This window comes from Sphingomonas lutea (assembly GCF_014396785.1).
Taxonomy (GTDB): domain Bacteria; phylum Pseudomonadota; class Alphaproteobacteria; order Sphingomonadales; family Sphingomonadaceae; genus Sphingomicrobium; species Sphingomicrobium luteum.
On the sequence record NZ_CP060718.1, the window covers coordinates 1787716 to 1813513 of the forward strand.

Consider the following 25798-nt stretch of genomic DNA (forward strand, 5'->3'; position numbering starts at 1 on the left):
ACACATATGCCCGTGTTCAATGGGGAGAAGTGCTCGGTGCGCTCTCGGGAGGAAAAGACAGCTGCGCGGTCGCCGTCTTGGCTCCTGCTATGGACGGCGCTCGCCGGGCTGATCTTCGGCCTGATCCAGTTCGGCGAACCGCTGGAGGATGCGCTTCGCACCCTCCGCAATCAAACGCATTCCAATCGAGCAAGCGGCGATATCGTCATCGTCAAGATCGACGAAGCATCTGTCCGTGAGGTCGCCGCATGGCCCTGGTCGCGCCGCGAATACGCCCGATTGACCGACGAGCTGGCCCGGTCCGGTGCGCGCCGGATCTTCTTCACCACGCCGTTCTACGGTCCGACGACCGCAGCCGACGACCGGAAATTCGCCGATGCGCTGAAACGCTCCGGGCGAAGCGTATTGGCGGTCAAGACCGTTACCGGCAGCAGCTCCAGCCTGCAGACGGGCGCCTTGCCCTATGCGCCCCTGGCAGACGCAGCCCAACTGGGATCGACCAGCGTCCGGTACAATTTCCGCTACACGGCATGGAAAATGCCGTTCGCGATGCCGATCGATGGGCGGACGCTGCCGTCCTTCTCAGCCCTGCTCGCCAATGTCGAGGGCCGGGCAACGGGCGAAACCTTCATCGTTGATTATTCCATCGACCCTGCCAGCATCCCCTCGGTTTCAGCGCGGTCCGTGCTCGGCAACCGGCTTCCGGCTGAGTTCGTCCGCGGCAAGGACGTCATCGTCGGACCGACCACGACAACCGCCGCCAATGAGCTGTCGAACATTCCCGGTATCGGCGAAATGGGCAGCGTCTATCTTCATGCGCTGGGAGCGGAGACACTCAAGGACGGACGTCCACTCTACCTCGGCTGGGTGCCCTTCTATCTGGCGGCGATGGTGCTTGCTGCGCTCTCCCTGCGGTTAAGGCATTCGCGCCGGCAGGTCCCGCTCATCGGCGGCTTTATTGCTTTCCTGCTGGTCGGGACGATCCCGCTCGAAGCGCGCGGCATCCACGCCGATATTACGCCAGCCTTGTTCGTCATCCTCACCGTGACGTCCGCGATCGCCTGGCGGCAGTATCGACAGCGAGGCATGCTGAACGCCGTCTCCGGGTTGCCGAATCTGACCGCACTCCAGGCGAGGCGCGCCGGCCGGAACGAAGCGATGATCGTTGCACGCATCCTTAACTATGCGGAAATTGTCGCAGCCTTGGCGGCCGAAAACGAAAAGCAGCTCGTCGATCAGATTGTCGCCCGACTGTCGCTCGGCTCGAAAGACCGAACCTTCTATCACGGGGACGGCGGGCTTTTCGCCTGGTTCGAGCAATCGGCGGAACCGTTCGGACATCACATCGATGCGCTTTACGCGTTATTCCGCAATCCAGTGAGGATCGCGGGCTTGCCGATCGACGTCGCGATCAGCTTCGGCGTCGAGATCGGCAGCGGCCGTTCGCTGGCCAACCGTCTCGCCAGTGCCACCGTGGCTGCCGAGGAAGCCGCGCATGCAGGCCTCAAGTGGAAATATCACGATCCCGGCACGATCGAGGATGCGTCGTGGAAGCTATCGATGCTCAGCCAGCTCGACTCGGCCATCGACAAGGGCGAAGTTTGGATTGCTTTACAGCCTCAGCTCGACCTTAGGACTGGTCGCATCTCTGGCGCCGAAGCGCTGGCGCGATGGACGCACCCGGAAAAGGGGCCGATCGCCGCATCCGAATTCGTCGCCGCGGCTGAACAACACGACCGCATCGGCAAGCTGACCGACTTCGTCCTGGAAAAGGCCATTGTGGCCGCGGCGGAAATCAACAGTCGCGGCCATGAATTCGGGGTGGCCGTGAACCTGTCCGCACGCCTTTTGTCGGACCGCCAACTGACCATGCGGGTTGCCGCGCTCCTCTCCCGCCATGGGCTTGCGCCCAAGCACCTCACCCTTGAGCTGACGGAGACGACGGAGTTGGCGGAAGGCGGGGAGGCGCTCGCCATGCTTTCGCGGCTGCGCGACCTCGGTGTCGAGATTTCGATCGACGATTACGGCACCGGCCTGTCGACGTTGAACTATCTGAAGAAGATCCCCGCCAACGAGATCAAGATCGACCAAAGCTTCGTCAAAGGATTGTGCGACAATCGCAGCGACCGCTTGATGGTGCAGTCGACCATCAGCCTTGCTCATTCGCTCGAGCGGCGAGTCGTTGCCGAGGGGGTCGAGGAACGCGAAACGCTCGATACGCTTGCGGAAATGGAATGCGATCTGGCGCAGGGATACATCATCGGCCGTCCGATGAGCCTTGAAAGCCTAATGAAACGCATTGTCGCCGACTCGCGCCGACGCGTCGCGTAACTTCAAACAACTTGCGGAATTGGTGCACTTGCTTGCTGACGTAGGTGCGCGACTTGAACGAATTGGTTAATCTGTTGCTAACCATCTCAATTAAGGTTAATGTCCCCTCAACTGCCGAATCGCAGTTTGAACAGGGGAATGACGATGAAAAAGCAAACCCGTGGGTTCTGGGATCTGCTTGGTTGGTTTTGGCGCTAAGCCGAAGCAAGATTAGCTGAGGCCGGGCTTCCGGCTTAAATCTCAGGCAAATCAAAACGTTAAGGCGTCTGCAGGAATGCGGGCGCTTTTTCGTAGTTGCGTCTCCCATCTATTGCGAAGTGCGGCGAAGTAACGATCCGAGGCGGACCGGCCTGACCCCTGCCGCGAGTTGGCGACTCGGACCGAATGCGTCCGCTCACGACTGGTATTGCGATCGTCCCCTGATCTTGGCCCAATGCCCTGCTACAGCGCCAACATGCTGCGTCAGTTCATCGGCTCCGTCATCGTTCAAGCGCCCGCCCAAGGCCTTCATCCTGTGGGTCGCGAGGTCGGACAGTGGCTTTCCGCACAGCCGATCACTGACGGCTTGCTGACGCTCCTTTGCCGCCACACTTCGGCTTCCCTTCTCATACAGGAGAATGCGGCCCCGGCGGCGCGGCGCGACCTCGAAGCATATTTCGCCCGCGTTGCGCCCGAGAGCACCGATTACGAGCATGATGACGAGGGCCCGGACGACATGCCCGCGCACGTTCGTTCGGCGCTGACCCAGACGTCGCTGTCGATCCCGGTATCCCGGGGCCGCCTGACGCTCGGCATGTGGCAGGGCATCTACCTGTTCGAACATCGCCGCCAGCCGCCCGCGCGAGAGATCGCGCTGCATCTCATCGGCGAACCGGGATGAGCCTGGAAAGCGTCCGCGCCTGGCTGGCCGAAAATGCGCCCGACCTGCCCCTCATCGAGGTCGACGCCAGCACCGCGACCGTCGAAAGTGCAGCCAAGGCGCTCGGTGTCGAGCCGGCACGAATCGCCAAGACGCTCGCGATCCGCGCGGGCGATCTGACGTTCCTTCTTGTCACACGCGGCGACGCGCGGCTCGACAACCGCAAGTGCAAGGATGAATTCGGCGCAAGGCCGCGAATGCTTGGCGCGGCGGAGACGCTCGACCTGACCGGCCATCCGGTCGGCGGGGTCAACCCCTTCGGACTGAAGGCGGCGTTGCCGGTCTATCTCGACGTGTCGCTGCGACCGTTCGATGTCGTTTATCCGGCCGGCGGGTCGCTCAATACCTCGGTCGAAGTGCCGACGAACCGGCTGTTCGACCTCGTCGGCGAACGCTGGGTCGATCTATGCCGCTTGCCCGAGGAACCGGGCGGGGCTTAGCTCGCCGGGCGCGGCATCTGCGACCGGCCACGGCGTGCTGGCAATGAGCGATTCGACGATCGCGGCCACCGCCGGTGCCGTCTGCAACCCCGCCCCGCCCTGCCCCGCCAGCCAGAAAAAGCCCTCCGCGTCAGGCGCGAAGCCGACGACCGGCAGGCGGTCCGGTGCAAAGCTCCGCAGTCCGGCCCAGCGGTGCACGATGCGGCGCACCTTCATCACCGTCCGCTCCTCGATCCGGTGCGCGGCCAGGGCCATTTCATATTCTTCGGGCTGTGCATCGCATGGGTCGGTCGCGACCTCGTCCATCGGCGAGGCGAAAATGCGCCCGGCTTCGGGGCCGAAATAGACTTCGTCGCCGACCGTCTTGGTGAACGGCAGGCGCGCGACATCCACGCCGTCCGGCGCGTCGAACACGATGATCGTGCGCCGCATCGGCTGTAGGCCGATCGGCGTGACGTGCGCGAGCCGCGCCACGGCATCAGCCCACGCCCCCGCGGCGTTGATCAACAACGGCGCTTCGAATGCGTCCCCGCGCTCGGTGTCGAGCCGCCACCCGCTCCCCGTTCGCGCGATCGTCGCGACTCGGCCATTGCCATGAACCTCGCCGCCGTATGCGCGAAGCTGGTGCACGAGCCCCTGCAGCAGCGCATGACCGTCAAGCTTCAGCGCCGTTCGGTCGATGAACCCCCGCTCCGCCTCGCCGGGCCCGATCCGCAGCACCGGACATTCGGCGCGCAAGCCATCGGCGTCGAGCCAGTCGATCTCGGTGAAGGGCGTCAGGTCGTCGGCCAGTGCCTCCAGCTGCGCGAACTCGCTTTCGCGCGCGGGCGTCAGGATCGGGAGGCGCGTGGACAGTTCGCCGAAACCCTCGGGCGGGATTTCGAAAAAGTCGCGGCTGGCCTGCGTCAGCCGACGTACCGGCGGGTTGCCGAGCGCATAATGGAGCAGCGCGGCACTTCGACCCGAAGAATGGAAGCCCGGCTGCTCCTCGGCTTCGACGACGCGGACCCTGGCGTGCCGGGATAGCGCTGCTGCCGCCGACAACCCCGCGACGCCCCCGCCGATGACCAGGATGTCGCTGATGTGCGTCACCTCACGCCGCGGTCAGGCGCTCGTGAATCACTTTCCCGCCTTGTGTCAGACGGATTCCGCGAACGATCTCATCGTCGTCGGGAAGCACCGGGCGGCCCTGCTCCTTGTCCCAGAAGGCGGACAGGAAGTTGAACAGGTTGCGCGCGAACAAGGCCGAAGAATCCGCCGGCAGGCTGCGCGCCAGATTGGATGCCCCGATAAGGGTCACGCCATGCTTGGCCGCTTCCTCACCGGCAACCGTCCCTTCGACATTGCCACCGGCATCGGCCGCCATGTCGACGACCACGCTGCCCGGCCGCATCGTCGCCAGTTGCGCGTCGCTGATCAAGCGCGGCGCGGGCCGCCCGGGGATCAGCGCCGTGGTAATGACGATGTCCTGCTTGGCGATATGGCTCGAGACCAGCTCCGCCTGGGCTTTCTGATATTCCTCGGACATTTCGGTGGCGTAGCCGCCGGCGCCTTCGCCCTCGATCCCCGCGACATTCTCGACAAAGATGGGCTTGGCCCCCAGCGACTGGATCTGCTCCCTGGTGGCCGAGCGCACATCGGTCGCGCTGACCTGCGCGCCGAGCCGCCGAGCGGTGGCGATCGCCTGCAGCCCAGCGACCCCGACGCCCATGACAAAGACTTTCGCGGGGCTGACCGTGCCCGCCGCGGTCATCATCATCGGAAAAGCGCGGCCATAGCGCGCCGCGCCGTCGATCACCGCCTTGTATCCGGCGAGGTTCGACTGCGACGACAAGATATCCATCGACTGCGCGCGCGTGATGCGCGGCATCCATTCCATCGCCAGCGCCTCGAGCCCTGCCTTGGCATAGGCATCGACGGCTTCCCTGCGCCGCATCGGATCGAGCGCGCCGACCAGCAAGGCGCCGCTTTCCGCGCCCTTCAGCTCGCCCGCCTCGGGCCCGTTGATGCACAATATGATGCCGGCGCCCTTGAGGACCTCGGCGCGGTTGCCAACCTTCGCGCCTGCCGCCGCGAAGTCGGCGTCGGGGATCGATGCCTGCGCCCCTGCCCCGCTCTCGACTGCGACCTCGGCGCCCAGCGCGGCGAATTTCTTCACCGTCTCCGCAATCGCCGCAATGCGCGTTTCGCCCGCGGCCGATTCCTTGAGGACGGCGATTTTCATGGCGATTGCGAGCCGCCTAATTGGCGATGATGACGACGACGATCGCGGCGATCACGAAGGAGATCACCGCGCCCCATTTGAACATTGCCGTGAACCACGAATAATCGCGGACGTGCGGCACCATTTCCGGCTTGGGATTGGTGAACAAAGATTCGTCCTGGCTCATGTCGCTTTCAACTCCCTTGCACGCAGCGCGCGTCGTGGGGTGTCCATAACAAGGCAATCGGGCCCGCCCAAGCCCTCCTTTAAGGCGGCCTTTACCCCTCGCATCTACAATGAGCGGCGAAAGGCCGACATGACCGAAGACCGCGTCCGCTCTTTGCTGCTGCTCGATTCCGACGCCGATGAGCGCCGGTTGATCTCGGCCAATGCTGCGCGGGTGGGCTGGAGTGTTGTGGGGGCAGCAGACGAGGAAACCGCGACCGCGCTTCTGCAGGGGCCGCATGGCCGCGAGGTTCAGGCCGCGCTTCTGGGGTCGTGGAGTGCCGAGCACGGGCCGCAGATGATCGCCAACCTGCGCAATCTTCGGCCCGATCTGCCGGTCATCGTCCTGTCGCATGGCGATAGCGTATCGGTTGCGGTCGAAGCGATGCGCGCCGGCGCCTCCGATTTCCTGGTCCGTCCGGTCGCGCCCGAACGCCTGCTCGACGCGCTGGCCACCAGTTCCGACCGCCGCAAGGCCGTTGGCGAACTTGCGCCGGTGTCCGAAAAGCTCGCGCCGTGCCTGTCGCTCGAACAATTGATCGGCGCCGCCCCTGAGTTCCGCTCGGCCCTGGCGGTTGCCGCCAAGGCGGCGCGCAATCGCCTGCCGATCCTGATCATCGGCGAGCCCGGTACCGGCAAGGAAACGATCGCCCGCGCCATTCATTCGGCCAGCCTGCGCGCCAAGGGGCCGCTACTCACGCTCGATTGCAAGGCAGTCGCCGCAAACATCATCGACAGTGAGCTGTTCGGCCACGAAAAGGGTGCCTTCCCCGGCGCGTTCGCGGCCAAAACCGGCAAGCTGGTTCAGGCCGACACCGGCACGCTGCTGCTCGACGAGATCGCCGCGCTGCCGATGGAAACGCAGGAGCGGCTCGACCGCGCACTCGCCACCGGCGAGGTGCGGCCGGTGGGCCTCAACGGCAGCTATTCGGTCGACGTGCGGGTAATCGCGACCAGCAGCCGTCCTCTGCCCGACGATTTCCTGCCCGGCCTGGCCGAGCGGATCGCGACGACCGTTACACTGCCCCCGCTGCGGGAACGTAGCGGCGACATCCCCGGCCTCGCCCGGCACCTGTTGCAGCGGCTCGGCGAGCAGACCGGCCTGCCGCCGCTGTCGATCGGCAATGACGCCCTTGCCGTGCTGATGCGCTACGGCTGGCCGGGCAACGTGCGCCAGCTGGCGGGCGTGCTGTTTCGCGCGGGCCTGCAGTGCGATGGAAGTTCTCTCACCGCCGAACATTTCCCGCATATCGCGGTGCAATCGCGCTTCTCCGGCCGTCGCAGCGATTTCACGCCCAACATCGGCAAGGGCGGCCGCGACGAAGCGATCGGCGGCCTTCCCGGCGTCACCTTGTACGAAAGCGACGGCAACCTGCGCCCACTCGAAGAGATCGAAGCCGACATTATCCGCCTTGCCATCGGCCACTATCGCGGCCGCATGACCGAAGTCGCGCGGCGCCTGGGGATCGGGCGCTCGACGCTTTACCGGAAGCTCGGCGAACTGGGCATCGACACCGCCGCCTGAGGCGCTAGCCTCGCGCCATGCGATTGCTGCTTGGCGCTCTCCTGCTCACCCACACCTCATGCGACCGGCCAACCGCAAAGGCGGAGGCGCCGCCATCCCCATGCCGCGAGGAGCGCTTTGACGGATCGCGCTTCACCGTCTGCGACCCCAAGGGCGGAGAGCTCGTCCTCGTCGCGGCAGGGAAAGGCGAGCCGCCTGCACGAAGCTTCGCCGAAGTCGGCGGCACGATCGACGCGAACCGCGTCGCCTTCGCCATGAACGCGGGCATGTTCGACGAAGACGGTCGGCCGATCGGTCTTGCCATCGTCGACGGGCGCGAGGTGCGCGCCCTCAACCGGCGCGAGGGCGGCGGCAATTTCCACCTCATGCCCAACGGGGTCTTCCAGGTTACGCGTGACGGCAATGCCGCGGTTATCGCTACCACCGCGTGGAAGCTGAATCCCAACATCAGGTTCGCGTCGCAATCCGGGCCCATGCTCGTCATTGGCGGCAAGCTTCATCCGAAGCTCGGTCATGACGGGACGTCGCGGCTCATTCGCAACGGCGTCGGCACGCACAAAGGCAAGGCGCTGTTCGTTATCTCCGAGGATGGCGTGTCGCTCGGCAAGTTCGCGCGCTTCTTCCGCGATCAACTCAAAACGCCGGACGCGCTCTACTTCGACGGGTCGGTCAGTTCGCTGTGGGATCCGGCCAACGGCCGCCAGGATTCGCTGACGCCGCTGGGGCCGATCATCATTGCGCTCAAACCCGCGGCGTCAGCGCCTGGTCGCGGAAGCCCCGCCACACCTTGAGCGCCTGCACTGTCTCCGGAACGTCGTGGACGCGGATCACTTGCGCGCCCTGCTCCGCCGCCTTGAGCGCAAACGCGAGGCTGCCCGCCAGCCGTTGATCGGCGGGCGCTTCGTTGGATAGCGCACCGATTGTCCGCTTGCGGCTCGCACCCAAGGCGATCGGGCAGCCGAGCGAATGGAATAGCGCAAGGCCGTTCATCAGCTCGAGATTGTGCCCGACATTCTTGCCGAAGCCGAAGCCGGGATCGATCAAGATCTTGTTGCGCGCGATTCCCGCCGCTTCCGCCGCCGCGATCCGCTCTTCGAGCCACAAATAAACCTCCACCAGCACGTCGGCGTAGCGCGGGTCGTCCTGCATCGTCGCCGGATCGCCCCGGTGGTGCATCAAGACTACGGGAACGCCCGCCGCCGCCGCCGTCTCTGCCGAACGAGGGTCGTAAGTCTGTGCCGACACATCGTTGATGAGCTGCGCGCCGGCCTGCACCGCTGCCGTCATGACGTCAGCCTTGCGCGTGTCGACCGATACCGCCGCGCCGCCGCCGGCGAGTTGGCGAATAACCGGCACGACGCGCGCGATTTCGTCGCCTTCCCAGACGGTCTGCGCGCCGGGGCGGGTCGATTCCCCGCCGACGTCGATGATCGCGGCGCCCGCTCCAGCCATGTCGGCCCCCGCCGCCGCAGCTTCGGCCGCATCGGCGAAGCGACCGCCGTCGGAAAAGCTGTCTGGGGTGACGTTGAGGATTCCCATCACCTGCGGTTGATCGAGCCGGATCGTGCGCCCGCCCAGCTGCAGCGGCGCGCGCGCACTGGTCAGCGCCGCCCACTGCCCGGCCATGTCATCGTCGAGACGGCTTTCGATGTCAGCGATCGGCGCCAGTTCGGTGGCGGTCCTGCGGCCATTATGAATCGAAATCAGTTCGACCATCGCGAAGAAATTGAGCCCGCCGGCCAGCCGCGCGACCTTCCCGTCGTGACCGAAAGGAGAATCGACGAAGCCGGTGGGTCGGAGCAGGGTTCGCGTTGCCATATGTTCGTTCGTCCTGAGCGAAGTCGAAGGGCGCTGGCAAGCCGGTCGTGCCAAGCGCCCTTCGACGTAGTTTATCCTGAGTGACGCCGCAGACGGCGTCGAAGGGCTTCGCTCCGCTCAGGACGAACGGATTAGGTCAGCGCGCTCAGATGCTGTTGCCGCAGCTCGTCCAGCACCTGCAGCTTGCCGCCTGCGACGTGCCAGAAGGTCCAGCCATTGCACGACGGCGCATTCTGCAGCGCGGCGCCGACCTTGTGGATCGATCCGGCGTGGGTCGCGCAGGCGATCGATCCGTCGGCGCGGACCGTGGCGGTCCAGCGGCGCTTGGCGTCGGTCAGCGCGGTGCCCGGCGGCACGAGGCCGCTTTCGACCAGCACCCCGAACGCTACGCGCGGCGCTTCGCGCTTGTCGGCCATGGTCTGCATCGCGCTTTCGTCGAGCGGCAGCGTTGCCGCGATGCGCTCGCGTGCAACCTTTACGTAGGCCGGCTCCCGCTCGATCCCGATCCACCGCCGGCCGAGCCGCCGCGCCACCGCGCCGGTCGTGCCGGTGCCGAAGAACGGGTCGAGCACCACCTGCCCCGGCTTGGTGCAGGCAAGCAGGATCCGGTACAGCAACGCCTCGGGCTTTTGCGTCGGATGCGCCTTCGCTCCGTTGGCGCCCTTGACCCGCTCCTGACCCGCGCAGATCGGCATCAGCCAATCAGACCGCATCTGAAGATCGTCGTTCAAACCCTTCATCGCGCGGTAATTGAAGGTGTAGCGCGCGCCCTCGTTCTTGGCGCACCACAGCAAGGTTTCATGCGCGTTGGTAAAGCGCGTGCCGCGAAAATTGGGCATCGGGTTGGTCTTGCGCCAGACGATGTCGTTCAAGATCCAGAAGTCCGCGTCCTGGAGCAGCGACCCGACGCGGTAGATGTTGTGATAGCTGCCGATCACCCAGATCGTGCCGTCATCCTTGAGGATGCGCCGCGCCTCCGCCAGCCAGGCGCGAGTAAAGGCGTCATAGGTGGTCAGGCTATCAAACTTGTCCCAATCGTCGTCGACCGCGTCGACGCGCCCGCCCTCGGGCCGGAACAGGTCGCCGCCAAGCTGCAGGTTGTACGGCGGGTCGGCAAAGATCATGTCGACGGATTTGTCGGGCAGCTTGGCCATCTCCTCGATGCAATCGCCTTCGAGGATGACGTTGAAGGGCAGGAACTCGCGCGGGCCGATCGGCTTGGGGCGCAGCAGTCCGCGCTCATCCGCAATGCGGGCGATCAAATTCATAGGCCTTATCGTCCCCCTATTGCCGGGGAACGTGAGTCAGCGCGGACTCGCGGTCAACATCGAAGAGGTTAACGGGAGCCCGCCAGCCACGAGAACAAGACAAGTCCGTAACGATCCGGACACAAGATATTGAGTCAGGCGGCGGCGCGCGGACCCAACTGGTGGTGGTGTGGCGCGGAGGACTCGCCTGGGCGCTTTTCCGCCATCTTGAGCTCGGGCTGCGCCGCGGCGTCGATCATCTGGCGCACCAGGCCGAAGCTTTTGCGGTGCAGCGGGGTCGGCCCGAGCTCGCGCAAGGCGCGGCGATGATCGGGCGTCGGATAGCCGCGGTTGCGCTCCCAGCCGTAGCCCGGATGCGCCTCGGCATAGCTGACCATCATGCGGTCGCGCGTCACCTTGGCGATGATCGACGCGGCGGCGATCGAGCGGCATTTGGCGTCGCCGTCGACGATCGCCTTCGACGGCCGGGACCATTTGGGGCAGGCGTTGCCGTCGACCAGCACCCACGCCGGATCGAGCCCCAGCGCCTCGACCGCGCGGGTCATCGCCAGCATCCGCGCCCAGTAGATGTTGATCTCGTCGATTTCCTCGACCGTCGCGATCCCCACGCCCCACGCCGCGACTTTGGTGATCTTGGCGTAAAGCGCCTCGCGCTTCTCCAGCGGCAAATTCTTGCTGTCGTCGATCCCGCGCGGGAATTTGGCGCGGTCGAGGATCACCGCCCCCGCCACCACCGGCCCCGCCAACGGCGCACACCCCGCCTCGTCCACGCCCGCAAGCGGCTGCGGATAATCGAGCTCAAGCCGGAAAGAACAGCGCCGGGGCATGGCGCTTGTTATTCGTCATTCCCGCGAAGGCGGAAACCCGGATTTTTGCGCACGAAGCCACAATCCACAAATAAGTGCGGATTCAATCCCTCATCCGCCACGGCGGGAAGCGGCGCGCCTCGCCGGCTTTGTAGAGGAAAATGATGTTGCCGTCCGGGTCGCGGAGGCGTGCTTCGCGCCACATCCATGGTTGGTTGCGCGGGCCGTGTTCGAAGATGAGGCCGCTGCGCGCGAGCTGCTCGACCCGGCTGTCGAGATCGTCGCATTCGAAATAGACCGCAGTCGTGGCGATGATCTTTTCCTCGGCGTCGATCTGGACCGAGAAGGTCGCGCCGCCGGCGGTCTCGAAGCGCGCATAATCGGGCGGATTGTCAACGATCTGCTTGAGCCCGAGCTTGAGGTAGAATTCGACCGAGCGCGCATAATTGGTGCCGGTGACCGTCACCTGGTTGAGCCGCGGCGCGCCGCCGACGTCAAGGCGCACATTGGCCTGGCCGATCGGCCCCGCCCCCTGCCCCAGCCCCGGCGCATCGTGCAGCGCGACGCGGACAAACTCGCGCGCCCGCGCCACCGCGTCGGACAGGCTCGCGCCGCCAGCGAGGAAGAACGCGATCGCGCTGGCGAGGGTGCAGCCGGTGCCGTGGGTGCTCGTCGTGTCAATCCGCTGGCCCTGCCAGCTGGTCATATTGTCGGTTTCGATCAGCGCGTCGGCGAGTGCGTCGCCTTCCTCGTGCCCGCCCTTGATCAGGACCGCGCAGCCATGCTCGCCCACCAGATGCAACGCGGCAGCGACCGGGTCTTCTTCGGCGGTCAGGCGGCTCAGTTCGGGCAGATTGGGGGTGACGATCGTCGCGACCTTCATCAGCCGCCCAAACGCCGCGACGGTGGCGTCGTCGGCGAGCGTCGCGCCGCTGGTCGCGACCATCACCGGATCGAACACGATCGGCAGGCCGGGCTGATCGGCGCGCAGCCGTTCGAGCCGCGCCGCCACCTGCTCGGCGGTGAAAGCGCTCCCGATCATCCCGATCTTGACCGCGTCGACCCCGATGTCGTCCACGACGGCGTCAATCTGCGCGAGGATTATTTCGGCCGGCACAGGATGCACTGCGGTCACGCCGAGCGTGTTCTGCGCAGTGATCGCGGTGACCGCAGTCATCGCGTGACCGCCGAGCATGGTGACGGTCTTGATGTCCGCCTGAATCCCGGCTCCGCCGCCGGAATCGGAGCCAGCAACGATCAGGATCCGCGCAGTCGACGTCATTGCATTTGACCTCGACCCCCGCGTCGGGGCGAAGTTGTCCATGTGCACGATGTCGTGCGTAGGGGGAAAAGTCCCAACAAAGCGTTCACGCGGCGGCCTGGACCGCCTCACAGATGCTGTCGACAAGCCGCTCGACCTGCGCGGCATCATCGCCCTCGGCCATGACGCGGATCAAGGGTTCGGTGCCCGATTTGCGAATGAGCAAGCGGCCGCGGCCTTCAAGTTCGGCTTCAGCCGCCGCGATGCGCTGCTTGACCTCGGCCGCTTCGAGCGGCGCGCCGCCGTCGAAACGGACGTTCTTGAGCAATTGCGGGACCGGTTCGAACTGGCGCAGCAGCTCGCTCGCGGGTCTTTGCGCCTCGACCAGGGTCGCAAGAACCTGAAGCCCCGCGACCAGCCCGTCGCCGGTGGTCGAATGGTCGGTCAGGATGATGTGCCCCGATTGTTCGCCGCCGATATTGCAGCCGCTGCGCCGCATCTCCTCAAGCACGTAGCGGTCGCCGACTTGCGTGCGGGCAAGCCTGATCCCCGCCGCTTCCATTCGCCGCTCGAGCCCGAGGTTTGACATCACCGTTGCGACGAGGGCGTTACCGCGCAACTCACCGCGCCGCTGCAGGCCGAGCGCGATCAACGCCATCAATTGGTCGCCGTCGACCAGCTGGCCTTTCTCATCGACCACGATCAGCCGATCGGCGTCGCCGTCGAGGGCAAGCCCAATGTCCGCGCCGCTCGCGACCACGGTTTCCTGCAGCGTCGCCGGCTGGGTCGACCCGCAGCCGTCGTTGATGTTGAGCCCGTCAGGCGCAACTCCGAGCGGTACGACCTCGGCGCCAAGCTCCCACAAAGCTTCGGGCGCCACCTGGTACGCCGCGCCATTGGCGCAATCGACGACCACCTTGAGGCCATCGAGCCGAAGTTGCTCAGGGAAAGTGGTCTTGAGGAAATGGATGTAGCGGCCACGCGCGTCGTCGATCCGCCGGACCCGCCCGATCGCACCCGGATTGGCAAGCTCGCCCTTGCCCTTCATCCGCGTCTCGATCTCCATCTCGGCTTCGTCGCTGAGCTTGTAGCCGTCGGGGCCGAACAATTTGATGCCATTGTCCTGGAAGGCGTTGTGCGAGGCGCTGATCATCACACCCAGGTCCGCGCGCATCGACCGCGTCAGCATCGCCACCGCGGGGGTCGGCAACGGGCCGAGAAGGACGACATCCATGCCGACGCTGGCAAAGCCCGCGACCAGCGCCGATTCCATCATGTAGCCGGAAAGTCGCGTGTCCTTACCGATCACCACGCGATGGCGGTGGTCGCCGCGCAGAAAATGCGCCCCCGCCGCCATGCCGACGCGCAGCGCGGTCTCGGCCGTCATCGGTTCGCTGTTGGTGAGCCCACGAATGCCATCGGTGCCGAACAATTTGCGCGTCATGCGGCGCCCCTAGCGCGATTAGCCGATCCAGCGCCAGAAGCCTGCGGGCATCGGGTGAAGCCAGGTCGCAAGCAGGAACAGCAATGTCCCGCCGACCAGCGCGACCATGCCGGGGTTCGCAAGCCCCCGCGTGAACGGCACGAAAGCGGTCTGCGCGGTCCATTCGTGAAAACGTTCACCCATGCGCGCGGCTTTCTTGCGGTCCTGTCCGACCGATCCGGCGAGCGCGAGGACGAGGATCGCGCCATCAAGCAGAAGCGATTTCGGAGTCGCGACGACGATCAGGTGAACGATCGCCCAGATGGCAAAGCCCCACATCATCGGGTGGCGGGTGATGGCGAACACCCCGTGCGGAAGCATGCCCTGCTCGAGCCGCGCGCCCGGCAACGCGGGGTTGCGCACGAATGACCCGACGAGGAGGATCGAGCCGAACCACATCAGCAGGCTGGCCAGGATCCAACCGGCATCGCTCGCGACCCAGTATGGCGTCTGATCGCCGATCCGGCCGTAGATCCAGATCGCGACACCGAGCGTGACCAGCGCAATGAGCGAATAGAATCCCTGAAACGCTCTTTCGCCCATGCCCCGGACGAGGAGCTCGCGCAGCGGGTGCGACATCAAGAAATGCGTGCCGACGAAGGCCGCAAGGGCAAGCGCAAGGCCGCCCATCCCGCTCAATGCCGGTACGCCTCCGGCAGGTCGCGCTTGGTGAGGTCGCGGTAACGGTCGCGCAGGCGTGTCTGATGGTTGTCGAGTGGCTGGCGGACGCCGTCGATGAAGACCATTTCCGCCGCGCTCGTGCCATCCAGCGGGTCGCCTGACCAGACGACCACGTCCCCGCGCCGGCCCGCGGCAATGCTGCCAATCTCCCCGCCCATGCCGATGGCCTGCGCCGGGCGCGATGTGATCATCGCCAGCGCCTCGCCCCAGCTGACGCCGCTGGCGCCCGGCACGCGCTGCAGCGCAACCAAATTCCCGGCATAGTTGCGCTGGCGGAATACCATGCGGGTATCGTCGTCATCGATGGTCCCGATCGCCACCTGCACCCCCACCGCGCGCATTCGGCCGACGTTGGACTGGGTCGCGGCAAGCTGCTCGAAGCTGGCCGGAAGGTCGTTCACGGCGGAAGCGATCACCGGCACGCCGGCGCGGGCGATGCGATCCGCTACTGTCCAGCCTTCGCTGGCCCCGACGAGGACGAGCTTGAGCGACGGGAATTCGCGCTTGAGTCCCAACACCTGAAGGATGTCGCTGGCCCGCTCGACATGGACCAGCAGATATTGCCGGCCTTGCAGCACGGGCACGAGAGCGGTCGCGTCAAACCGCGTCAGCAAAACGTCATCGTTGCGCTGGGCGTCGAAGACGCGCGATTCATTGGGATCACGGACCACGGGGTCGAGGCGCGCGTCTGGCTGATCACCACCGCCGCCCTGCACGGAGGGTGCGAAGCGCCGCAGCTGACTGGCTTCGCGCAAGGCATTGCGGAACAAGGCATAGGCCGCCGAGCGCGAACCGCCAGCGGTGCCCGCGCCCGATTCGCCCAGTTCGACGAACTGGAACCGGCGCGCCGCGGTGATCGGCTCCATGTCGGCGCCGGTATCGATAACGGCACCCTGCCCCGCGAAGATGCTCTTCCCCGTGCTTGGCGCGACGATCGCGCGAGTCACGCCATCGTGGCGGTTGACGGCAATGGCGGACGCGAGCGGATTGATCGAAGGCACGACATCGAGCGCCGCGCTGAACGGAGAGTTGTTCGCTTCGCTATCGTTCGTGGCGTCGACCGCGTCGACTTCGACGAGGCCGAGCCGTGAAAAGCCACCGACGATGCCCGGCGTGATCCATTTGCCCGTCGCATCGACCACTTGCGCATCCGCGGGGATACGAATGCCAGCGCCGGCCGCGACGATACGGCCATTGCGGATGACGACCGTCCCGCCCTGCACCGGCTCGGTCCCATCGCCGGTGGCGAGGATGCCGTTGGTGATGGCGATGGTTTGCGCCTGTGCCGGTAAAGCAGCGGTGAGGAGCACCACCGCGAGCGCGGCGCGGATCACTTGACGTCCCCTTCGCCGGGCTGGCCAAGCTCGAAATCGCTGACCGGGCGCCTTTTCGGATCATTTGCGTCGTACATCAGCGCGCCGTCAATCCACACGCGCTCGGGCCGGCTGTAATGGCTGAACGGATTGCCGTTCCACAGCACCACGTCCGCCATCTTGCCCGCCTTCAAGGTTCCCGTTTTGTCGAGGATCCCAAGCGCATAGGCGGGATTGCGGCTGAGCCAGGTCCAGGCGATCGGTTCTGACAGGTTGGGCACCCCGGCGCGAATGCCGTCGGCAAGTGCCTTGGCGGCTTCCTGGTTGAGGCGTTGGATCCCGTTAGGATCGTCGGAATGGACGATCGCGCAGGCGCCGGCATTGTGGACGAACGGGATATTCTCCTTGATCCCGTCGTAGCTTTCCATCTTGAAGCCGTACCAGTCTGACCACATCGCCGAGCAGATGCCTTCCTTTGCGAGGATGTCGGCGACCTTGTAACTTTCGACCGCGTGATGGAACGTGCCGATGCGGTAACCGAACTCCTTGGCCATATCGATCATCTGTGCCATTTCGTCGGCGCGGTAACAGTGATTGTGGATGATGATCTGCTTGGCCAGAACGCCGCGCAGCGTATCCATGGCGATATCGCGCTCGGGCATTTCGCCGCCGTTGCGCTCGTACCGGTCCCATTTGCGCTTATAGGCCTGCGCCTTCAGCCACACGCCGCGCGCATAAGCGATGTTCCCCATGCGCGTCTGCGGCATCTGCCCTTTGCCGCCGTAGTTGCGCTTGGGGTTTTCGCCGCACGCCATCTTGAGGCCATAGGGCGCTCCGGGGAACTTCATGCCCTGCGCGGTGCGCGCCGGCACGTTCTTGAGCGTGACCGAGCGGCCGCCGAAGAGATTGGCCGACCCCGGCAGCACTTGAAATGTCGTGACGCCGCCGTTGATCAGCGCGCGCGAAAAGCCCGGGTCCTGCGGCCACACGCTATGTTCGGCCCACACTTCCGGGCGCGCCGGCGACGTCGATTCATTGCCGTCCGAATGCGCCGGTACGCCTGGCGAGGGATAATTGCCGAGGTGACTGTGCACGTCGATGATTCCGGGCGTTACATATTTCCCCGTGCCGTCGATGACCTGCGCGCCGGCCGGAACCGGCAGGTCCGCCCCGCCGACGCCAACGATCGCACCGTCGGCGAAAACGATCGTGCCGTTGTTGATCTGCTGCCCCTCGCCATCGAACACCGTGGCGCCGCGGATCACCGTCGGCACACCGGCATAGCGCTGGTAGGTCGACGGATAGGGGTTGAGATTGACCTTGATCGGCGGCGCGGCCTTGGGCTTCGGGGCCAGCGACGCACAACCGGACAGCGCCAGCAACGCCAGCGCCGCCCCTGCCAGCCGTCCGGTGCGCATCAGCTGCGCGCCGGTCCCGGGGTGGTCTCGTCCTGCGGACGCATGCCCGGCGCGGCCGGTTCGGCAAGCTCATCGCGTCCCGCGAGCGGATCACGATCCTGCAGCGTGTCGAGGTGCATCCACCTCTTGACGATTGGCGAGAGCGCCAGGACGGCAACCGCCGCACCGATCGAGATCCAGCCGAACAAGGCGTAGATTTCGAGCAGCTTGTCCTTGCTCATTTCGCCGCCGTGGCCGCCAGTCGCTTCACCGATCTTGCCGGCGACGAAATTGCCGACCGCGGTCATGTAGAACCATGCACCCATGATCAGAGACGCGAGAAAGGACGGTGCAAGCCGGTTCATCGCGCTGAGGCCGACCGGCGACAGGCACAGCTCGCCGGTGGTGGCGAGCAGGTAGTACAGGAAGACGAAGATGACCGGGGTCATCGCCGCCAGCCCGTACGCCTGCGCGCCCCATACGAGCACGAGGTTGGCGAGGCCCATTTGCGCCAGCGCCAATCCGAACTTGGCCGGTGCAGACGGCTCCTTGCCGCGCTTGGCGAGCTGGACCCACAACCCGGCAAATAGCGGGGCGAGCAGGATGATGTAGATCGGATTGATCGACTGGAAGATCGACGCCGGAACGCCGGAACGGTCGACGAAACGATCGGTGAACAGATTCATCGATCCGCCCGCCTGCTCGAATAGGCCCCAGAAAAGCGGATTGAGCGCGATCAGGAAGAGGATCGCGAACATCCGCTCGCGCGGCTCCTTGTCGAGCTTGAAGCTTTCGTAAAGCACGTAGCCAAGCAGCCCGATGCCCGAGACAACGAGCAGCGACTGGATGATGTCCTGATACTGGACCAGGGCCCAAATCACTGCCACCGCGCCGATGCCGATCGCATAGAGAGTCCATTCCTTGGACTTGGAGAGCGCGCGGGGCGCTTCGCCAGCGCCGTGCAAGGCGCCTCTGCCGAGGACGAACACGACGAGGCCGGCAAGCATGCCCAAGCCGGCAAGACCGAAGCCGTAGCCCCAGCCGATCGTCTGGCCGAGGTAGCCGACGAGAATCGTGCCGACCGCCGCGCCGAGGTTAATGCCCATGTAGAAGATGGTGTAGGCACCGTCGCGGCGAACGTCGGTGAGTTTGTAGAGCTGGCCGACCATCACCGAGATATTGGCCTTGAGAAAGCCCGAGCCGACGATGATGAAGGCGAGCGCGGCCCAGAAAACGTTGATCGTCGGGTCCGACTGACCGCCGACGCCTTCGACCGCCATCAAGCTGTGCCCCGCGGCAAGCAGCACACCGCCAAACAGCACAGCCTTGCGCTGACCGAGGTAGCGGTCGGCTAGGTAGCCGCCGAGAACCGGCGTGATGTACACCAAACTGGTGTAGGCGCCGTAAATCAGCGTCGACTTGGAATCGCTGAAAAGCCAGTGTTGCGTCAGATAGAAAATCAGCAGCGCCCGCATTCCGTAGTAGGAGAAACGTTCCCACATCTCGGCGAAGAAGAGCATGTAGAGGCCCTTGGGATGGCCCGCGAATTCCGGCTCTTTCTGGATGGCGACCTTGGCGCCGACCGTCAGGAAGATGGCGAGAACAAAAACGGCAACAGCGGCGATCCAGTCGCCTTCCTGCCACAAGCCCATGGGTTTCATGCAAAAAGTCCCGTGCTGCAGGCGTGCAAACGCCCCGAATACCGGCGCAACCTAACGGCCCAATCTGATCTGTGAAGCGCATTGTTGCATTCCGCCGCCGCCTCTAGATGGGCGGGGCATGCTCAACGACTGCACTTCCGCCCGTTCCCTGCTGGAGACGCGACGCTCGGGCCGCCCGGCCGAAATGACCGGCCCAGGCCCGACGCCCGATGAGCTGAACGCCATGCTGGCAATCGCCGCGCGCACGCCCGATCACGGCAAGCTCTGTCCATGGCGCTTCGTCACGGTGTCGTCGCTGCAGCGCGATGCGTTCGCCGACCTCCTGCTGCGCGCACTCGCGGAGGCGAATCCGCACGCCAATGACGCGCATCGGGAGAAGGAAGCGGCATTTGCATATTATCCCGGCCAGCTGGTGGTCCTCGTCTCGGCCCCCGTCCCCGACCACAAGATCCCGCTTTGGGAGCAGGAGTTGTCGTGCGGCGCGGCAGGGATGAACCTGCTTCACGCCGCGAGCGCATTGGGTTTCGTCGGTGGCTGGCTTACCGGATGGCGCGCTTACTCGGAGCGTGTGCGCGCGGCCTTCTGCGCCCCCGGTGAACGAATCGCCGGTTTCATCTTCATCGGCCATCCGGCGCGCGAGCTGGAGGAACGGCCGCGCCCCTCCCTGACGCAAGTCGTCCGTAGCTGGCAGGCGCCGATAGCCTGAAACTCTCTTCACCATTGCTTTTTCTGCGCGGCGCTGTATTACAACAGCATGACGCTTCGGACGCAGCATGAGAAGCCGGTTTACGTCCGCCTTCGTGAGACGATCGCGGATGCGATCCTGACCGGCCAATATGGCGATGGCGATCCGCTACCCTCGGTACGTGCCCTTGCCGCAGACGAGCAGGCCAACCCGTTGACGGTGGCCAAGGCCTATCAGGGCTTCCAGGACGAAGGTCTGATCGTCGTGAAGCGGGGCGTCGGCATGTTCGTCGCGCCCGGCGCTCGCGCCCGGTTGCGCGAATCCGAGCGATCTCGCTTCGTGACTGAGGAATGGCCCGAAATTCGCGCACGTATGAAGCGTTTGGGCCTTGATCCTGTCGAGTTGCTGGACCGAGAACGCGCCTGAGCTTCCGGCAAGCGCCGGAATCCCCTAGCGGCGGCGCATGGCGACCGCCAAAACCCGTGTCCTTGGCTATGACTGTGAGGCCATTGCCGAAGCCGCGCGGCTGATCCTGGCCGGCGATCCGGTCGCGATGCCGACCGAGACCGTCTACGGCCTCGCTGCCGACGCGACCAACGCTCAGGCAGTCGCGCGCATTTATGAAGCCAAGGGCCGGCCGAGTTTCAACCCGCTGATCGTCCACGTCCCCCACCTCGCTGCCGCAGAGATGATCGGCGTGCTGGACGATGCCGCCATTGCCCTCGCGGAGCAGCATTGGCCCGGCCCCCTCACCCTCGTCGTCCCGCTGAATCCCACGGCAGGCATCACATCAATCGTAACCGCAGGGTTGCCCACGGTCGGCATTCGCGTGCCCGCACATCCGGCGATGCAGGAACTGCTGCAGGCAGTCGGCCGCCCGCTGGCCGCACCATCCGCCAACGCCAGCGGCGCGATCAGCCCGACGCGCGCCGAGCATGTCCTGAAGAGCCTGGGCGGCCGCATCCCGCTCATCGTCGACGGCGGGGCGACCGAACGGGGCATCGAATCCACCATCGTCGCGGCCACCGGCGGCCCATTGCGCCTCCTCCGCGCAGGGCCGATCGAGGTCGAAGCCGCGCCCGTTTCTGGATCGAAGATCGAAGCGCCGGGACAACTCGCCAGCCATTACGCGCCTTCGAAGCCGCTGCGCCTCAACGCCACGGCGGCGGCGGCGGACGAATTCCTCATCGGCTTCGGCGCCGTGGCTGGTCATGCCAACCTCAGCTCAACCGGCGACCTCGTCGAAGCCGCGGCGCGCCTGTTCGACCTGCTGCATCAAGCGGATGCAGCGCCGCAGCCCCGGATCGGCGTCGCGCCAATCCCTGGAGAAGGGCTAGGCGCCGCGATCAATGACCGCCTGCTCCGTGCCGCGGCTTAAGCTGCGGCAGCGGAACCTTTCGTGCGTGCCTGGAAGCTTTTCCGCAATTTCTGCAACTTGGGCGGAATGGTTGCCAGGCAATAGGGATTGCGCTGGCCTTCGCCCGACCAATAATCCTGATGATAATCCTCGGCCGAATACCATTCGCCCATCGGCTCGATGGTAGTCACCACGCGCCCGGCCTGCTCGTTGTTGGCCCGCGCGATGCCCGCTCGTGCTCCCTCAGACTGTTCCTCGTTCTGCGGAAAGATCGCCGAGCGATATTGCGTGCCGACGTCGTTGCCCTGGCGATTCAGCTGGGTCGGGTCGTGCGTGGCAAAGAAGATGTCGAGCAAGTCGGCGTAACTGACCTCATCGGGATCAAAGGTTATGCGGATCGCTTCCGCATGGCCGGTGTCGCCACCGCACACCTGCTTGTAGGTCGGATTGGCGACGCTGCCGCCGGTGTAGCCGCTTTCGACCGATTTCACCCCGACGACGTCGAGAAACACCGCTTCGGTGCACCAGAAACATCCGCCCGCCAGGACGGCGACTTCCTCGGCCATATCTTCGCTCCTGTCTGATCAGGTGCTTAGATAGGTCGGCTCAATTGCGGTTGTAAGACGCCTTCAGGCTGGCGAGCTCGAGGCGCTTGCCCACCCATTCGGCAAGCTCGTCGAAGTCGAGCGGCTTGTCGAACACGATGCCCGCCTTGCGCTCATTGTACCAGCGCACCTCGCCCTGGATCGGCTTGAGGCTTTCGACCACGACGATGACCTTCTTGCCGACGCAATATTCCTCGATCGGCTCGACCTTCATTCCGCCCAGCGAAATGTCGTGCACGTCCACGGTATAATAGAGCTTCCCGACACGCACCGACGCCTTGCACGGGATTTCCAGGCGCGGCGGGCGCGGGCGGAAGCCGTGGCGCGGCTTGCGCCCAGCGAGAAGTTCGCCGAGGTCGACATTCTGGTCGAACTTGAAGCCGACCGTGTCGTCGCGGGTCCAGATCACCGTCGACGGGATTTTTTGCGACGAAAGTTCGACGTGAACGTGGCTACCTACCGACGGCGTGGGCGAAACGATCGCCATCAGCCCGCCGGCGGAAAGATTCTTGACGCGGATCAGTTGCTGTTCGCCCGACGCATCGCATATTTTTCCGACGCGAAGCGTGGACGAGACGCGTGCATCCGATCGTTCTTCCGACGACGGCCGCGGCACGGCCGTTGAAAGGGAGACCGTGGTCGAGTCGAAGGCCAACTCGGCATCGCGAGAGGCGAGATGAGCCGGTTTCCTGCGGATTAGCGAGCCGAACATGCGCGCAGATGCCTCCAATGGCGAAGCGAACCGCTCCAAATTGGGACTTTAGGGCTCACAGGGTTAAAAGAGCGTTTCTCCGGTTGACCTCGTGGGTAGCGGGAGCGCACTCACGCGGTCGGGGAGAGAGGTATTGATGGCGCAGCCGCGCTTGCTGTTGATCGATGACGAGCCGGCGCTTGCCGATTTCCTTGCCAGCGCCGCGGGAAATTGCGGGTTCGATCCGGTCGTCACCGCCCGTGACGACGAATTTCGCGCTGAATTCCTCGCACATCGGCCCGATACCGTCGCCCTGGATCTTGGGATGCCGGGCATGGACGGCGTGGAATTGCTCCGCTTTCTCGCCGATCAGGATTTCCGCGCGCCGGTCTTGATTGTCAGCGGCTTCGACCGCCGCGTCCTTGAATCCGCTTTTCGGCTTGGCGAAGCGCTCGGCCTAACGATGGCCGGTCCGCTCGCGAAGCCGGTCAGGCTTGCCGACATGGAAGCGCAGCTTCTTCAGCTGAAGGCCATGCTTACGGCATGACTCGAACAGGCGAAGCCCGATTGCTCAGCGGGTTCGAAACGGCCCTGGCCGAACATCGCCTGCACATGGTCTATCAACCCAAGGTGGCGCTTCGCGACGGTCATCTGATTCGCGTCGAGGCGCTCGTTCGCTGGGAGGATCCCGAGCTTGGAGCGGTCGAGCCATCGCGCTTCGTTCCGCTGGCGGAGCGCCACGGGCTGATCGATGACCTCACGCAATGGGGCCTTCGCACGATTCTCAAGCAATGGCGGCGGTGGCGCGACGAGGGCATCGAAACGTGCGTCGCCTTCAACATTTCCGCGCTTAGTCTGGAGCATCTCGATTTCCCCGACCTGGTCGAGCGCATGTGCCGTGCGCTCGACGTGCCGACCGACCAGCTTGTGCTGGAGCTGACCGAGGGCGCGACACAGCCGCTGATCAAGCTGATGGACACGCTGACCCGATTCCGCATCAAGGGCATCGGCCTCGCCATCGACGATTTCGGGACCGGCTATTCGTCGCTAATGCAGTTGCGGCAGTTGCCGTTCACGGAAGTGAAGATCGACAAGGCGTTCGTAGCCGACATCACACGCTCGCGTGATTGCCGCCTCATCGTCCAGTCGATCGTCGATCTGGCGCATGGCCTGGGGCTGACGGCGACGGCGGAAGGCGTGGAAACGATCGAACAATTGCGGCTGGTGCGCGAACTGGGCTGCGATCTTGCTCAGGGCTTTCTGATCTCGCAGCCGTTGGAGCCCTCGAAGATGGGCGAATGGCACAGGTCATTCCGCAGCGCCTGGCCGAAGATGCTTGCCGACGACGATCTCGAGCTATGGAGCGACGTCGAACCGGATGCCTTGGGCCAAAGGTAGGTCCGTCCCATAATTCACCGTGTTCGTCTGCCGCCGCATATAGGCGCGCCAACTGTCCGACCCGCTCTCCCGACCGCCGCCGGTTTCCTTCTCTCCACCGAAAGCCCCACCGATCTCCGCGCCAGACGGGCCGATATTGACGTTGGCGATGCCGCAGTCCGAACCCGCCGCTGACATGAAGCGCTCCGCTTCGCGCACCTCACTGGTGAAGATTGCCGACGATAGCCCCTGAGGAACGGCATTGTTGAGGCGCAGCGCCTCATCGAAGTCCGAATAGCGCACGACGTAGAGGATCGGCGCGAAGGTCTCCTGCATCATCGTGCCGCCCTGCGCGTCGAGCTCGACGATGGCAGGGCGGACGTAGTGCCCACCTTCGACCGCCGCCACGCGTTCAGCCTTGTCGCCAATGACCCGCGCCATGCCCTCGAACGCGCCTGCGTCGATCAGCGGGCCGATCAGCGTGTCGGGATCCCGCGGATCGCCGATCTTGATCGCCGTAAACAGCTGCTTGAGGCGCGCGACCAGCCTGTCGGCAACCCCCTCATGGACGATCAGCCGCCGGAGCGTGGTGCAGCGCTGCCCCGCCGTCCCTGCCGCCGAGAACAGGATCGCGCGCGCGGCAAGCTCCAGGTCGGCGCTCGGGCAGACGATCATCGCATTGTTACCGCCAAGCTCCAGCAGCACGCGCCCGAAGCGCTTCGCCACGCGCGGGCCGACGGCGCGGCCCATCGCGGTCGATCCGGTCGCCGACACCAAAGCGATGCGTTCGTCGTCGACCAGCTGCTCGCCAATCTCGCGGCCGCCCTGCACCACCTGCAGCAGCCCGTCGGGCGCGTCGAAGCGCGCCAGCGCGCGCCGCGCCAGCGCCATCACCGCCTCGGCGGTCAGCGGTGTTTTCTCGCTCGGCTTCCAGATCACCGGATTGCCGCAGACCAGCGCCAGCGCCGCATTCCATGCCCACACCGCCACCGGGAAATTGAAGGCGCTGATCACCAGCACGGGGCCGAGCGGATGCCACTGCTCCATCATCCGGTGGTTGGGCCGCTCGCTGGCGATGGTCAGCCCATAGAGCTGGCGCGACAGTCCGACCGCGAAGTCGCAGATGTCGATCATCTCCTGAACTTCGCCCAGCCCCTCCTGGACGATCTTGCCTGCTTCGAGCGTGACCAGCCGCGCTAGCGGTTCCTTGGCCGCGCGAAGCTCCTCGCCCAGCAGCCGCACCAGTTCGCCTCGGCGAGGTGCCGGGATCGTTCGCCACTCAAGGAAAGCGGCCTGCGCCAGCTCTGCCGCGCGCGCGGGATCGCCCGACTGAACGCGCCCAATCTCCTTGCCGTCGATCGGAGAGTGGCTCGCCAGGTCGCCCGCGCTCGCGACGCCAAGCTGCTGCAGGATCGCGGCGGCATCTTCGGCCGGGCTCATGCCAACATCTCCTTGGCCTTGATCATCGCCGCGACCCCCGCATCGATCGTCTCGTCCTTCTTCCCGAAGCACAGCCGCACCAGATCGCGCGAGGGCTCCTGCTCGGCAAAGGCCGACAGCGGCACCACAGCGACCCCCGCTTGCTCGACCGCGGCCTGGGCGAAGCTATCGTCGTCCATTGCAATGCCCGATCTGGGCAAATCGACGCTGAGGAAATAGGTCGATGCGGCGTCTAGAACATGAAATCCCGCATCGCGCAGCCCCGCCGTCATGCGATCACGCGCCCGCGCAAACCGCGCTTGCATCGGCCCA

General features: G+C 65.3%; 26 protein-coding genes. 10 read left to right on the forward strand and 16 right to left on the reverse strand.

Annotated features, from left to right (window positions below; genetic code table 11):
* Nucleotides 1–36: 36 nt before the first annotated feature.
* The 3 genes from H9L13_RS09255 (at nt 37) to H9L13_RS09265 (ending at nt 3690) form a co-directional block, all read left to right on the forward strand.
* Nucleotides 37–2331, forward strand: coding sequence for an EAL domain-containing protein (locus tag H9L13_RS09255; RefSeq protein ID WP_187537434.1), 2295 nt, complete (start codon nt 37–39; stop codon nt 2329–2331).
* Nucleotides 2332–2788: 457 nt separating this feature from the next.
* Nucleotides 2789–3211 carry a secondary thiamine-phosphate synthase enzyme YjbQ gene (locus tag H9L13_RS09260; RefSeq protein WP_425326501.1) on the forward strand — a complete coding sequence of 141 codons (423 nt, stop codon included), beginning with the start codon at nt 2789–2791 and terminating at the stop codon, nt 3209–3211.
* Nucleotides 3208–3690 carry a YbaK/EbsC family protein gene (locus H9L13_RS09265; RefSeq protein WP_187537436.1) on the forward strand — a complete coding sequence of 161 codons (483 nt, stop codon included), beginning with the start codon at nt 3208–3210 and terminating at the stop codon, nt 3688–3690. Before H9L13_RS09260 ends, H9L13_RS09265 begins: the two co-directional genes overlap by 4 nt.
* On the opposite strand, the gene H9L13_RS09270 is transcribed toward H9L13_RS09265, so the two are convergent.
* Genes H9L13_RS09270 through H9L13_RS09280 form a run of 3 tightly spaced genes read right to left on the reverse strand, consistent with a single transcriptional unit; the run spans nt 3655 to nt 6080 of the window.
* A complete protein-coding gene (locus tag H9L13_RS09270) occupies nt 3655–4782 on the reverse strand; it encodes an NAD(P)/FAD-dependent oxidoreductase (RefSeq protein ID WP_187537437.1) in 1128 nt (375 codons plus the stop codon). The two genes, H9L13_RS09265 and H9L13_RS09270, sit on opposite strands and share 36 nt — an antisense overlap.
* A gap of 1 nt (nt 4783) precedes the next feature.
* On the reverse strand, nt 4784–5914 hold the full coding sequence (locus tag H9L13_RS09275) for a Re/Si-specific NAD(P)(+) transhydrogenase subunit alpha (protein ID WP_187537438.1): 1131 nt from the start codon (nt 5912–5914) through the stop codon (nt 4784–4786).
* Nucleotides 5915–5930: 16 nt separating this feature from the next.
* Complete coding sequence (locus H9L13_RS09280) at nt 5931–6080, reverse strand: hypothetical protein (RefSeq protein WP_187537439.1); 150 nt, start codon at nt 6078–6080, stop codon at nt 5931–5933.
* Nucleotides 6081–6209: 129 nt separating this feature from the next.
* Between H9L13_RS09280 and H9L13_RS09285 the strand changes: the two genes are divergently transcribed.
* Both H9L13_RS09285 and H9L13_RS09290 read left to right on the forward strand, forming a co-directional pair.
* Entirely contained in the window at nt 6210–7643 is a 1434-nt protein-coding gene (locus H9L13_RS09285; RefSeq protein WP_187537440.1) for a sigma-54-dependent transcriptional regulator, read from the forward strand.
* A gap of 17 nt (nt 7644–7660) precedes the next feature.
* Nucleotides 7661–8434 carry a phosphodiester glycosidase family protein gene (locus H9L13_RS09290; RefSeq protein WP_187537441.1) on the forward strand — a complete coding sequence of 258 codons (774 nt, stop codon included), beginning with the start codon at nt 7661–7663 and terminating at the stop codon, nt 8432–8434.
* Here the strand turns inward: H9L13_RS09290 and folP are convergent.
* The 9 genes from folP to H9L13_RS09335 form a co-directional block, all read right to left on the reverse strand.
* Nucleotides 8385–9461, reverse strand: a complete 1077-nt coding sequence (gene folP, locus H9L13_RS09295) for a dihydropteroate synthase (protein WP_187537442.1) — start codon at nt 9459–9461, stop codon at nt 8385–8387. The genes H9L13_RS09290 and folP overlap by 50 nt on opposite strands.
* A 131-nt stretch (nt 9462–9592) precedes the next feature.
* Entirely contained in the window at nt 9593–10729 is a 1137-nt protein-coding gene (locus tag H9L13_RS09300; RefSeq protein ID WP_187537443.1) for a site-specific DNA-methyltransferase, read from the reverse strand.
* A gap of 134 nt (nt 10730–10863) precedes the next feature.
* Nucleotides 10864–11556, reverse strand: coding sequence for a ribonuclease HII (locus H9L13_RS09305; protein ID WP_187537444.1), 693 nt, complete (start codon nt 11554–11556; stop codon nt 10864–10866).
* An 82-nt stretch (nt 11557–11638) separates the two neighbouring features.
* Nucleotides 11639–12817: a bifunctional hydroxymethylpyrimidine kinase/phosphomethylpyrimidine kinase gene (gene thiD, locus H9L13_RS09310; RefSeq protein WP_187537445.1), complete on the reverse strand. Its 1179-nt coding sequence runs from the start codon at nt 12815–12817 to the stop codon at nt 11639–11641.
* Nucleotides 12818–12902: 85 nt separating this feature from the next.
* On the reverse strand, nt 12903–14240 hold the full coding sequence (gene glmM, locus H9L13_RS09315) for a phosphoglucosamine mutase (protein WP_187537446.1): 1338 nt from the start codon (nt 14238–14240) through the stop codon (nt 12903–12905).
* 18 nt (nt 14241–14258) lie between these two features.
* Nucleotides 14259–14909: an NnrU family protein gene (locus tag H9L13_RS09320; protein ID WP_187540302.1), complete on the reverse strand. Its 651-nt coding sequence runs from the start codon at nt 14907–14909 to the stop codon at nt 14259–14261.
* Nucleotides 14910–14914: 5 nt separating this feature from the next.
* Nucleotides 14915–16294 carry an amidohydrolase family protein gene (locus tag H9L13_RS09325; protein WP_187537447.1) on the reverse strand — a complete coding sequence of 460 codons (1380 nt, stop codon included), beginning with the start codon at nt 16292–16294 and terminating at the stop codon, nt 14915–14917.
* Nucleotides 16291–17691 carry an amidohydrolase gene (locus H9L13_RS09330; protein WP_187537448.1) on the reverse strand — a complete coding sequence of 467 codons (1401 nt, stop codon included), beginning with the start codon at nt 17689–17691 and terminating at the stop codon, nt 16291–16293. The genes H9L13_RS09325 and H9L13_RS09330 overlap by 4 nt, the downstream gene beginning before the upstream one ends.
* Nucleotides 17691–19331 (reverse strand): peptide MFS transporter, encoded by a 1641-nt coding sequence (locus H9L13_RS09335; RefSeq protein WP_187537449.1) that lies wholly within the window; start codon nt 19329–19331, stop codon nt 17691–17693. The genes H9L13_RS09330 and H9L13_RS09335 overlap by 1 nt, the downstream gene beginning before the upstream one ends.
* Before the next feature lie 118 nt (nt 19332–19449).
* Here H9L13_RS09335 and H9L13_RS09340 point away from each other — a divergent pair, with 118 nt between their 5' ends.
* From H9L13_RS09340 to H9L13_RS09350, 3 genes are read left to right on the forward strand one after another with little or no spacing between them, the layout of a single operon-like run.
* Nucleotides 19450–20037: a nitroreductase family protein gene (locus tag H9L13_RS09340; protein ID WP_187537450.1), complete on the forward strand. Its 588-nt coding sequence runs from the start codon at nt 19450–19452 to the stop codon at nt 20035–20037.
* A gap of 48 nt (nt 20038–20085) precedes the next feature.
* The gene (locus tag H9L13_RS09345) at nt 20086–20442 is read left to right on the forward strand and encodes a GntR family transcriptional regulator (RefSeq protein ID WP_187537451.1); all 357 of its coding nucleotides are present in this window, start codon (nt 20086–20088) and stop codon (nt 20440–20442) included.
* Between the two features lie 37 nt (nt 20443–20479).
* Entirely contained in the window at nt 20480–21394 is a 915-nt protein-coding gene (locus H9L13_RS09350; protein WP_187537452.1) for an L-threonylcarbamoyladenylate synthase, read from the forward strand.
* On the opposite strand, the gene msrA is transcribed toward H9L13_RS09350, so the two are convergent.
* Nucleotides 21391–21939, reverse strand: a complete 549-nt coding sequence (gene msrA, locus H9L13_RS09355; RefSeq protein ID WP_187537453.1) for a peptide-methionine (S)-S-oxide reductase MsrA — start codon at nt 21937–21939, stop codon at nt 21391–21393. The genes H9L13_RS09350 and msrA overlap by 4 nt on opposite strands.
* A gap of 40 nt (nt 21940–21979) precedes the next feature.
* On the reverse strand, nt 21980–22690 hold the full coding sequence (locus H9L13_RS09360) for a PilZ domain-containing protein (RefSeq protein ID WP_187537454.1): 711 nt from the start codon (nt 22688–22690) through the stop codon (nt 21980–21982).
* 136 nt (nt 22691–22826) lie between these two features.
* Between H9L13_RS09360 and H9L13_RS09365 the strand changes: the two genes are divergently transcribed.
* Nucleotides 22827–23216: a response regulator gene (locus H9L13_RS09365; protein WP_187537455.1), complete on the forward strand. Its 390-nt coding sequence runs from the start codon at nt 22827–22829 to the stop codon at nt 23214–23216.
* Complete coding sequence (locus H9L13_RS09370; protein WP_187537456.1) at nt 23213–24067, forward strand: EAL domain-containing protein; 855 nt, start codon at nt 23213–23215, stop codon at nt 24065–24067. Before H9L13_RS09365 ends, H9L13_RS09370 begins: the two co-directional genes overlap by 4 nt.
* Here the strand turns inward: H9L13_RS09370 and amaB are convergent.
* Both amaB and H9L13_RS13065 read right to left on the reverse strand, forming a co-directional pair.
* Nucleotides 24026–25486 carry an L-piperidine-6-carboxylate dehydrogenase gene (amaB, locus tag H9L13_RS09375; protein ID WP_187537457.1) on the reverse strand — a complete coding sequence of 487 codons (1461 nt, stop codon included), beginning with the start codon at nt 25484–25486 and terminating at the stop codon, nt 24026–24028. The two genes, H9L13_RS09370 and amaB, sit on opposite strands and share 42 nt — an antisense overlap.
* The gene (locus H9L13_RS13065; protein ID WP_425326485.1) at nt 25483–25791 is read right to left on the reverse strand and encodes an aminotransferase class I/II-fold pyridoxal phosphate-dependent enzyme; all 309 of its coding nucleotides are present in this window, start codon (nt 25789–25791) and stop codon (nt 25483–25485) included. The genes amaB and H9L13_RS13065 overlap by 4 nt, the downstream gene beginning before the upstream one ends.
* Nucleotides 25792–25798 lie beyond the last annotated feature (7 nt).

What these genes read in the sequence shown, in the direction of transcription:
- H9L13_RS09320 (WP_187540302.1), bottom strand. Translation starts at nt 14,909, where the DNA reads ATGGGCGGCCTTGCGCTTGCCCTTGCGGCCTTCGTCGGCACGCATTTC.
- folP (WP_187537442.1), bottom strand. Translation starts at nt 9,461, where the DNA reads ATGGCAACGCGAACCCTGCTCCGACCCACCGGCTTCGTCGATTCTCCT.
- msrA (WP_187537453.1), bottom strand. Translation starts at nt 21,939, where the DNA reads ATGGCCGAGGAAGTCGCCGTCCTGGCGGGCGGATGTTTCTGGTGCACC.
- H9L13_RS09340 (WP_187537450.1), top strand. Translation starts at nt 19,450, where the DNA reads ATGCTCAACGACTGCACTTCCGCCCGTTCCCTGCTGGAGACGCGACGC.
- H9L13_RS09285 (WP_187537440.1), top strand. Translation starts at nt 6,210, where the DNA reads ATGACCGAAGACCGCGTCCGCTCTTTGCTGCTGCTCGATTCCGACGCC.
- H9L13_RS09370 (WP_187537456.1), top strand. Translation starts at nt 23,213, where the DNA reads ATGACTCGAACAGGCGAAGCCCGATTGCTCAGCGGGTTCGAAACGGCC.
- thiD (WP_187537445.1), bottom strand. Translation starts at nt 12,817, where the DNA reads ATGACGTCGACTGCGCGGATCCTGATCGTTGCTGGCTCCGATTCCGGC.
- H9L13_RS09305 (WP_187537444.1), bottom strand. Translation starts at nt 11,556, where the DNA reads ATGCCCCGGCGCTGTTCTTTCCGGCTTGAGCTCGATTATCCGCAGCCG.
- amaB (WP_187537457.1), bottom strand. Translation starts at nt 25,486, where the DNA reads ATGAGCCCGGCCGAAGATGCCGCCGCGATCCTGCAGCAGCTTGGCGTC.
- H9L13_RS09350 (WP_187537452.1), top strand. Translation starts at nt 20,480, where the DNA reads ATGGCGACCGCCAAAACCCGTGTCCTTGGCTATGACTGTGAGGCCATT.
- H9L13_RS09300 (WP_187537443.1), bottom strand. Translation starts at nt 10,729, where the DNA reads ATGAATTTGATCGCCCGCATTGCGGATGAGCGCGGACTGCTGCGCCCC.
- glmM (WP_187537446.1), bottom strand. Translation starts at nt 14,240, where the DNA reads ATGACGCGCAAATTGTTCGGCACCGATGGCATTCGTGGGCTCACCAAC.
- H9L13_RS13065 (WP_425326485.1), bottom strand. Translation starts at nt 25,791, where the DNA reads ATGCAAGCGCGGTTTGCGCGGGCGCGTGATCGCATGACGGCGGGGCTG.
- H9L13_RS09275 (WP_187537438.1), bottom strand. Translation starts at nt 5,914, where the DNA reads ATGAAAATCGCCGTCCTCAAGGAATCGGCCGCGGGCGAAACGCGCATT.
- H9L13_RS09335 (WP_187537449.1), bottom strand. Translation starts at nt 19,331, where the DNA reads ATGAAACCCATGGGCTTGTGGCAGGAAGGCGACTGGATCGCCGCTGTT.
- H9L13_RS09360 (WP_187537454.1), bottom strand. Translation starts at nt 22,690, where the DNA reads ATGTTCGGCTCGCTAATCCGCAGGAAACCGGCTCATCTCGCCTCTCGC.
- H9L13_RS09265 (WP_187537436.1), top strand. Translation starts at nt 3,208, where the DNA reads ATGAGCCTGGAAAGCGTCCGCGCCTGGCTGGCCGAAAATGCGCCCGAC.
- H9L13_RS09280 (WP_187537439.1), bottom strand. Translation starts at nt 6,080, where the DNA reads ATGAGCCAGGACGAATCTTTGTTCACCAATCCCAAGCCGGAAATGGTG.
- H9L13_RS09330 (WP_187537448.1), bottom strand. Translation starts at nt 17,691, where the DNA reads ATGCGCACCGGACGGCTGGCAGGGGCGGCGCTGGCGTTGCTGGCGCTG.
- H9L13_RS09290 (WP_187537441.1), top strand. Translation starts at nt 7,661, where the DNA reads ATGCGATTGCTGCTTGGCGCTCTCCTGCTCACCCACACCTCATGCGAC.
- H9L13_RS09345 (WP_187537451.1), top strand. Translation starts at nt 20,086, where the DNA reads ATGACGCTTCGGACGCAGCATGAGAAGCCGGTTTACGTCCGCCTTCGT.
- H9L13_RS09365 (WP_187537455.1), top strand. Translation starts at nt 22,827, where the DNA reads ATGGCGCAGCCGCGCTTGCTGTTGATCGATGACGAGCCGGCGCTTGCC.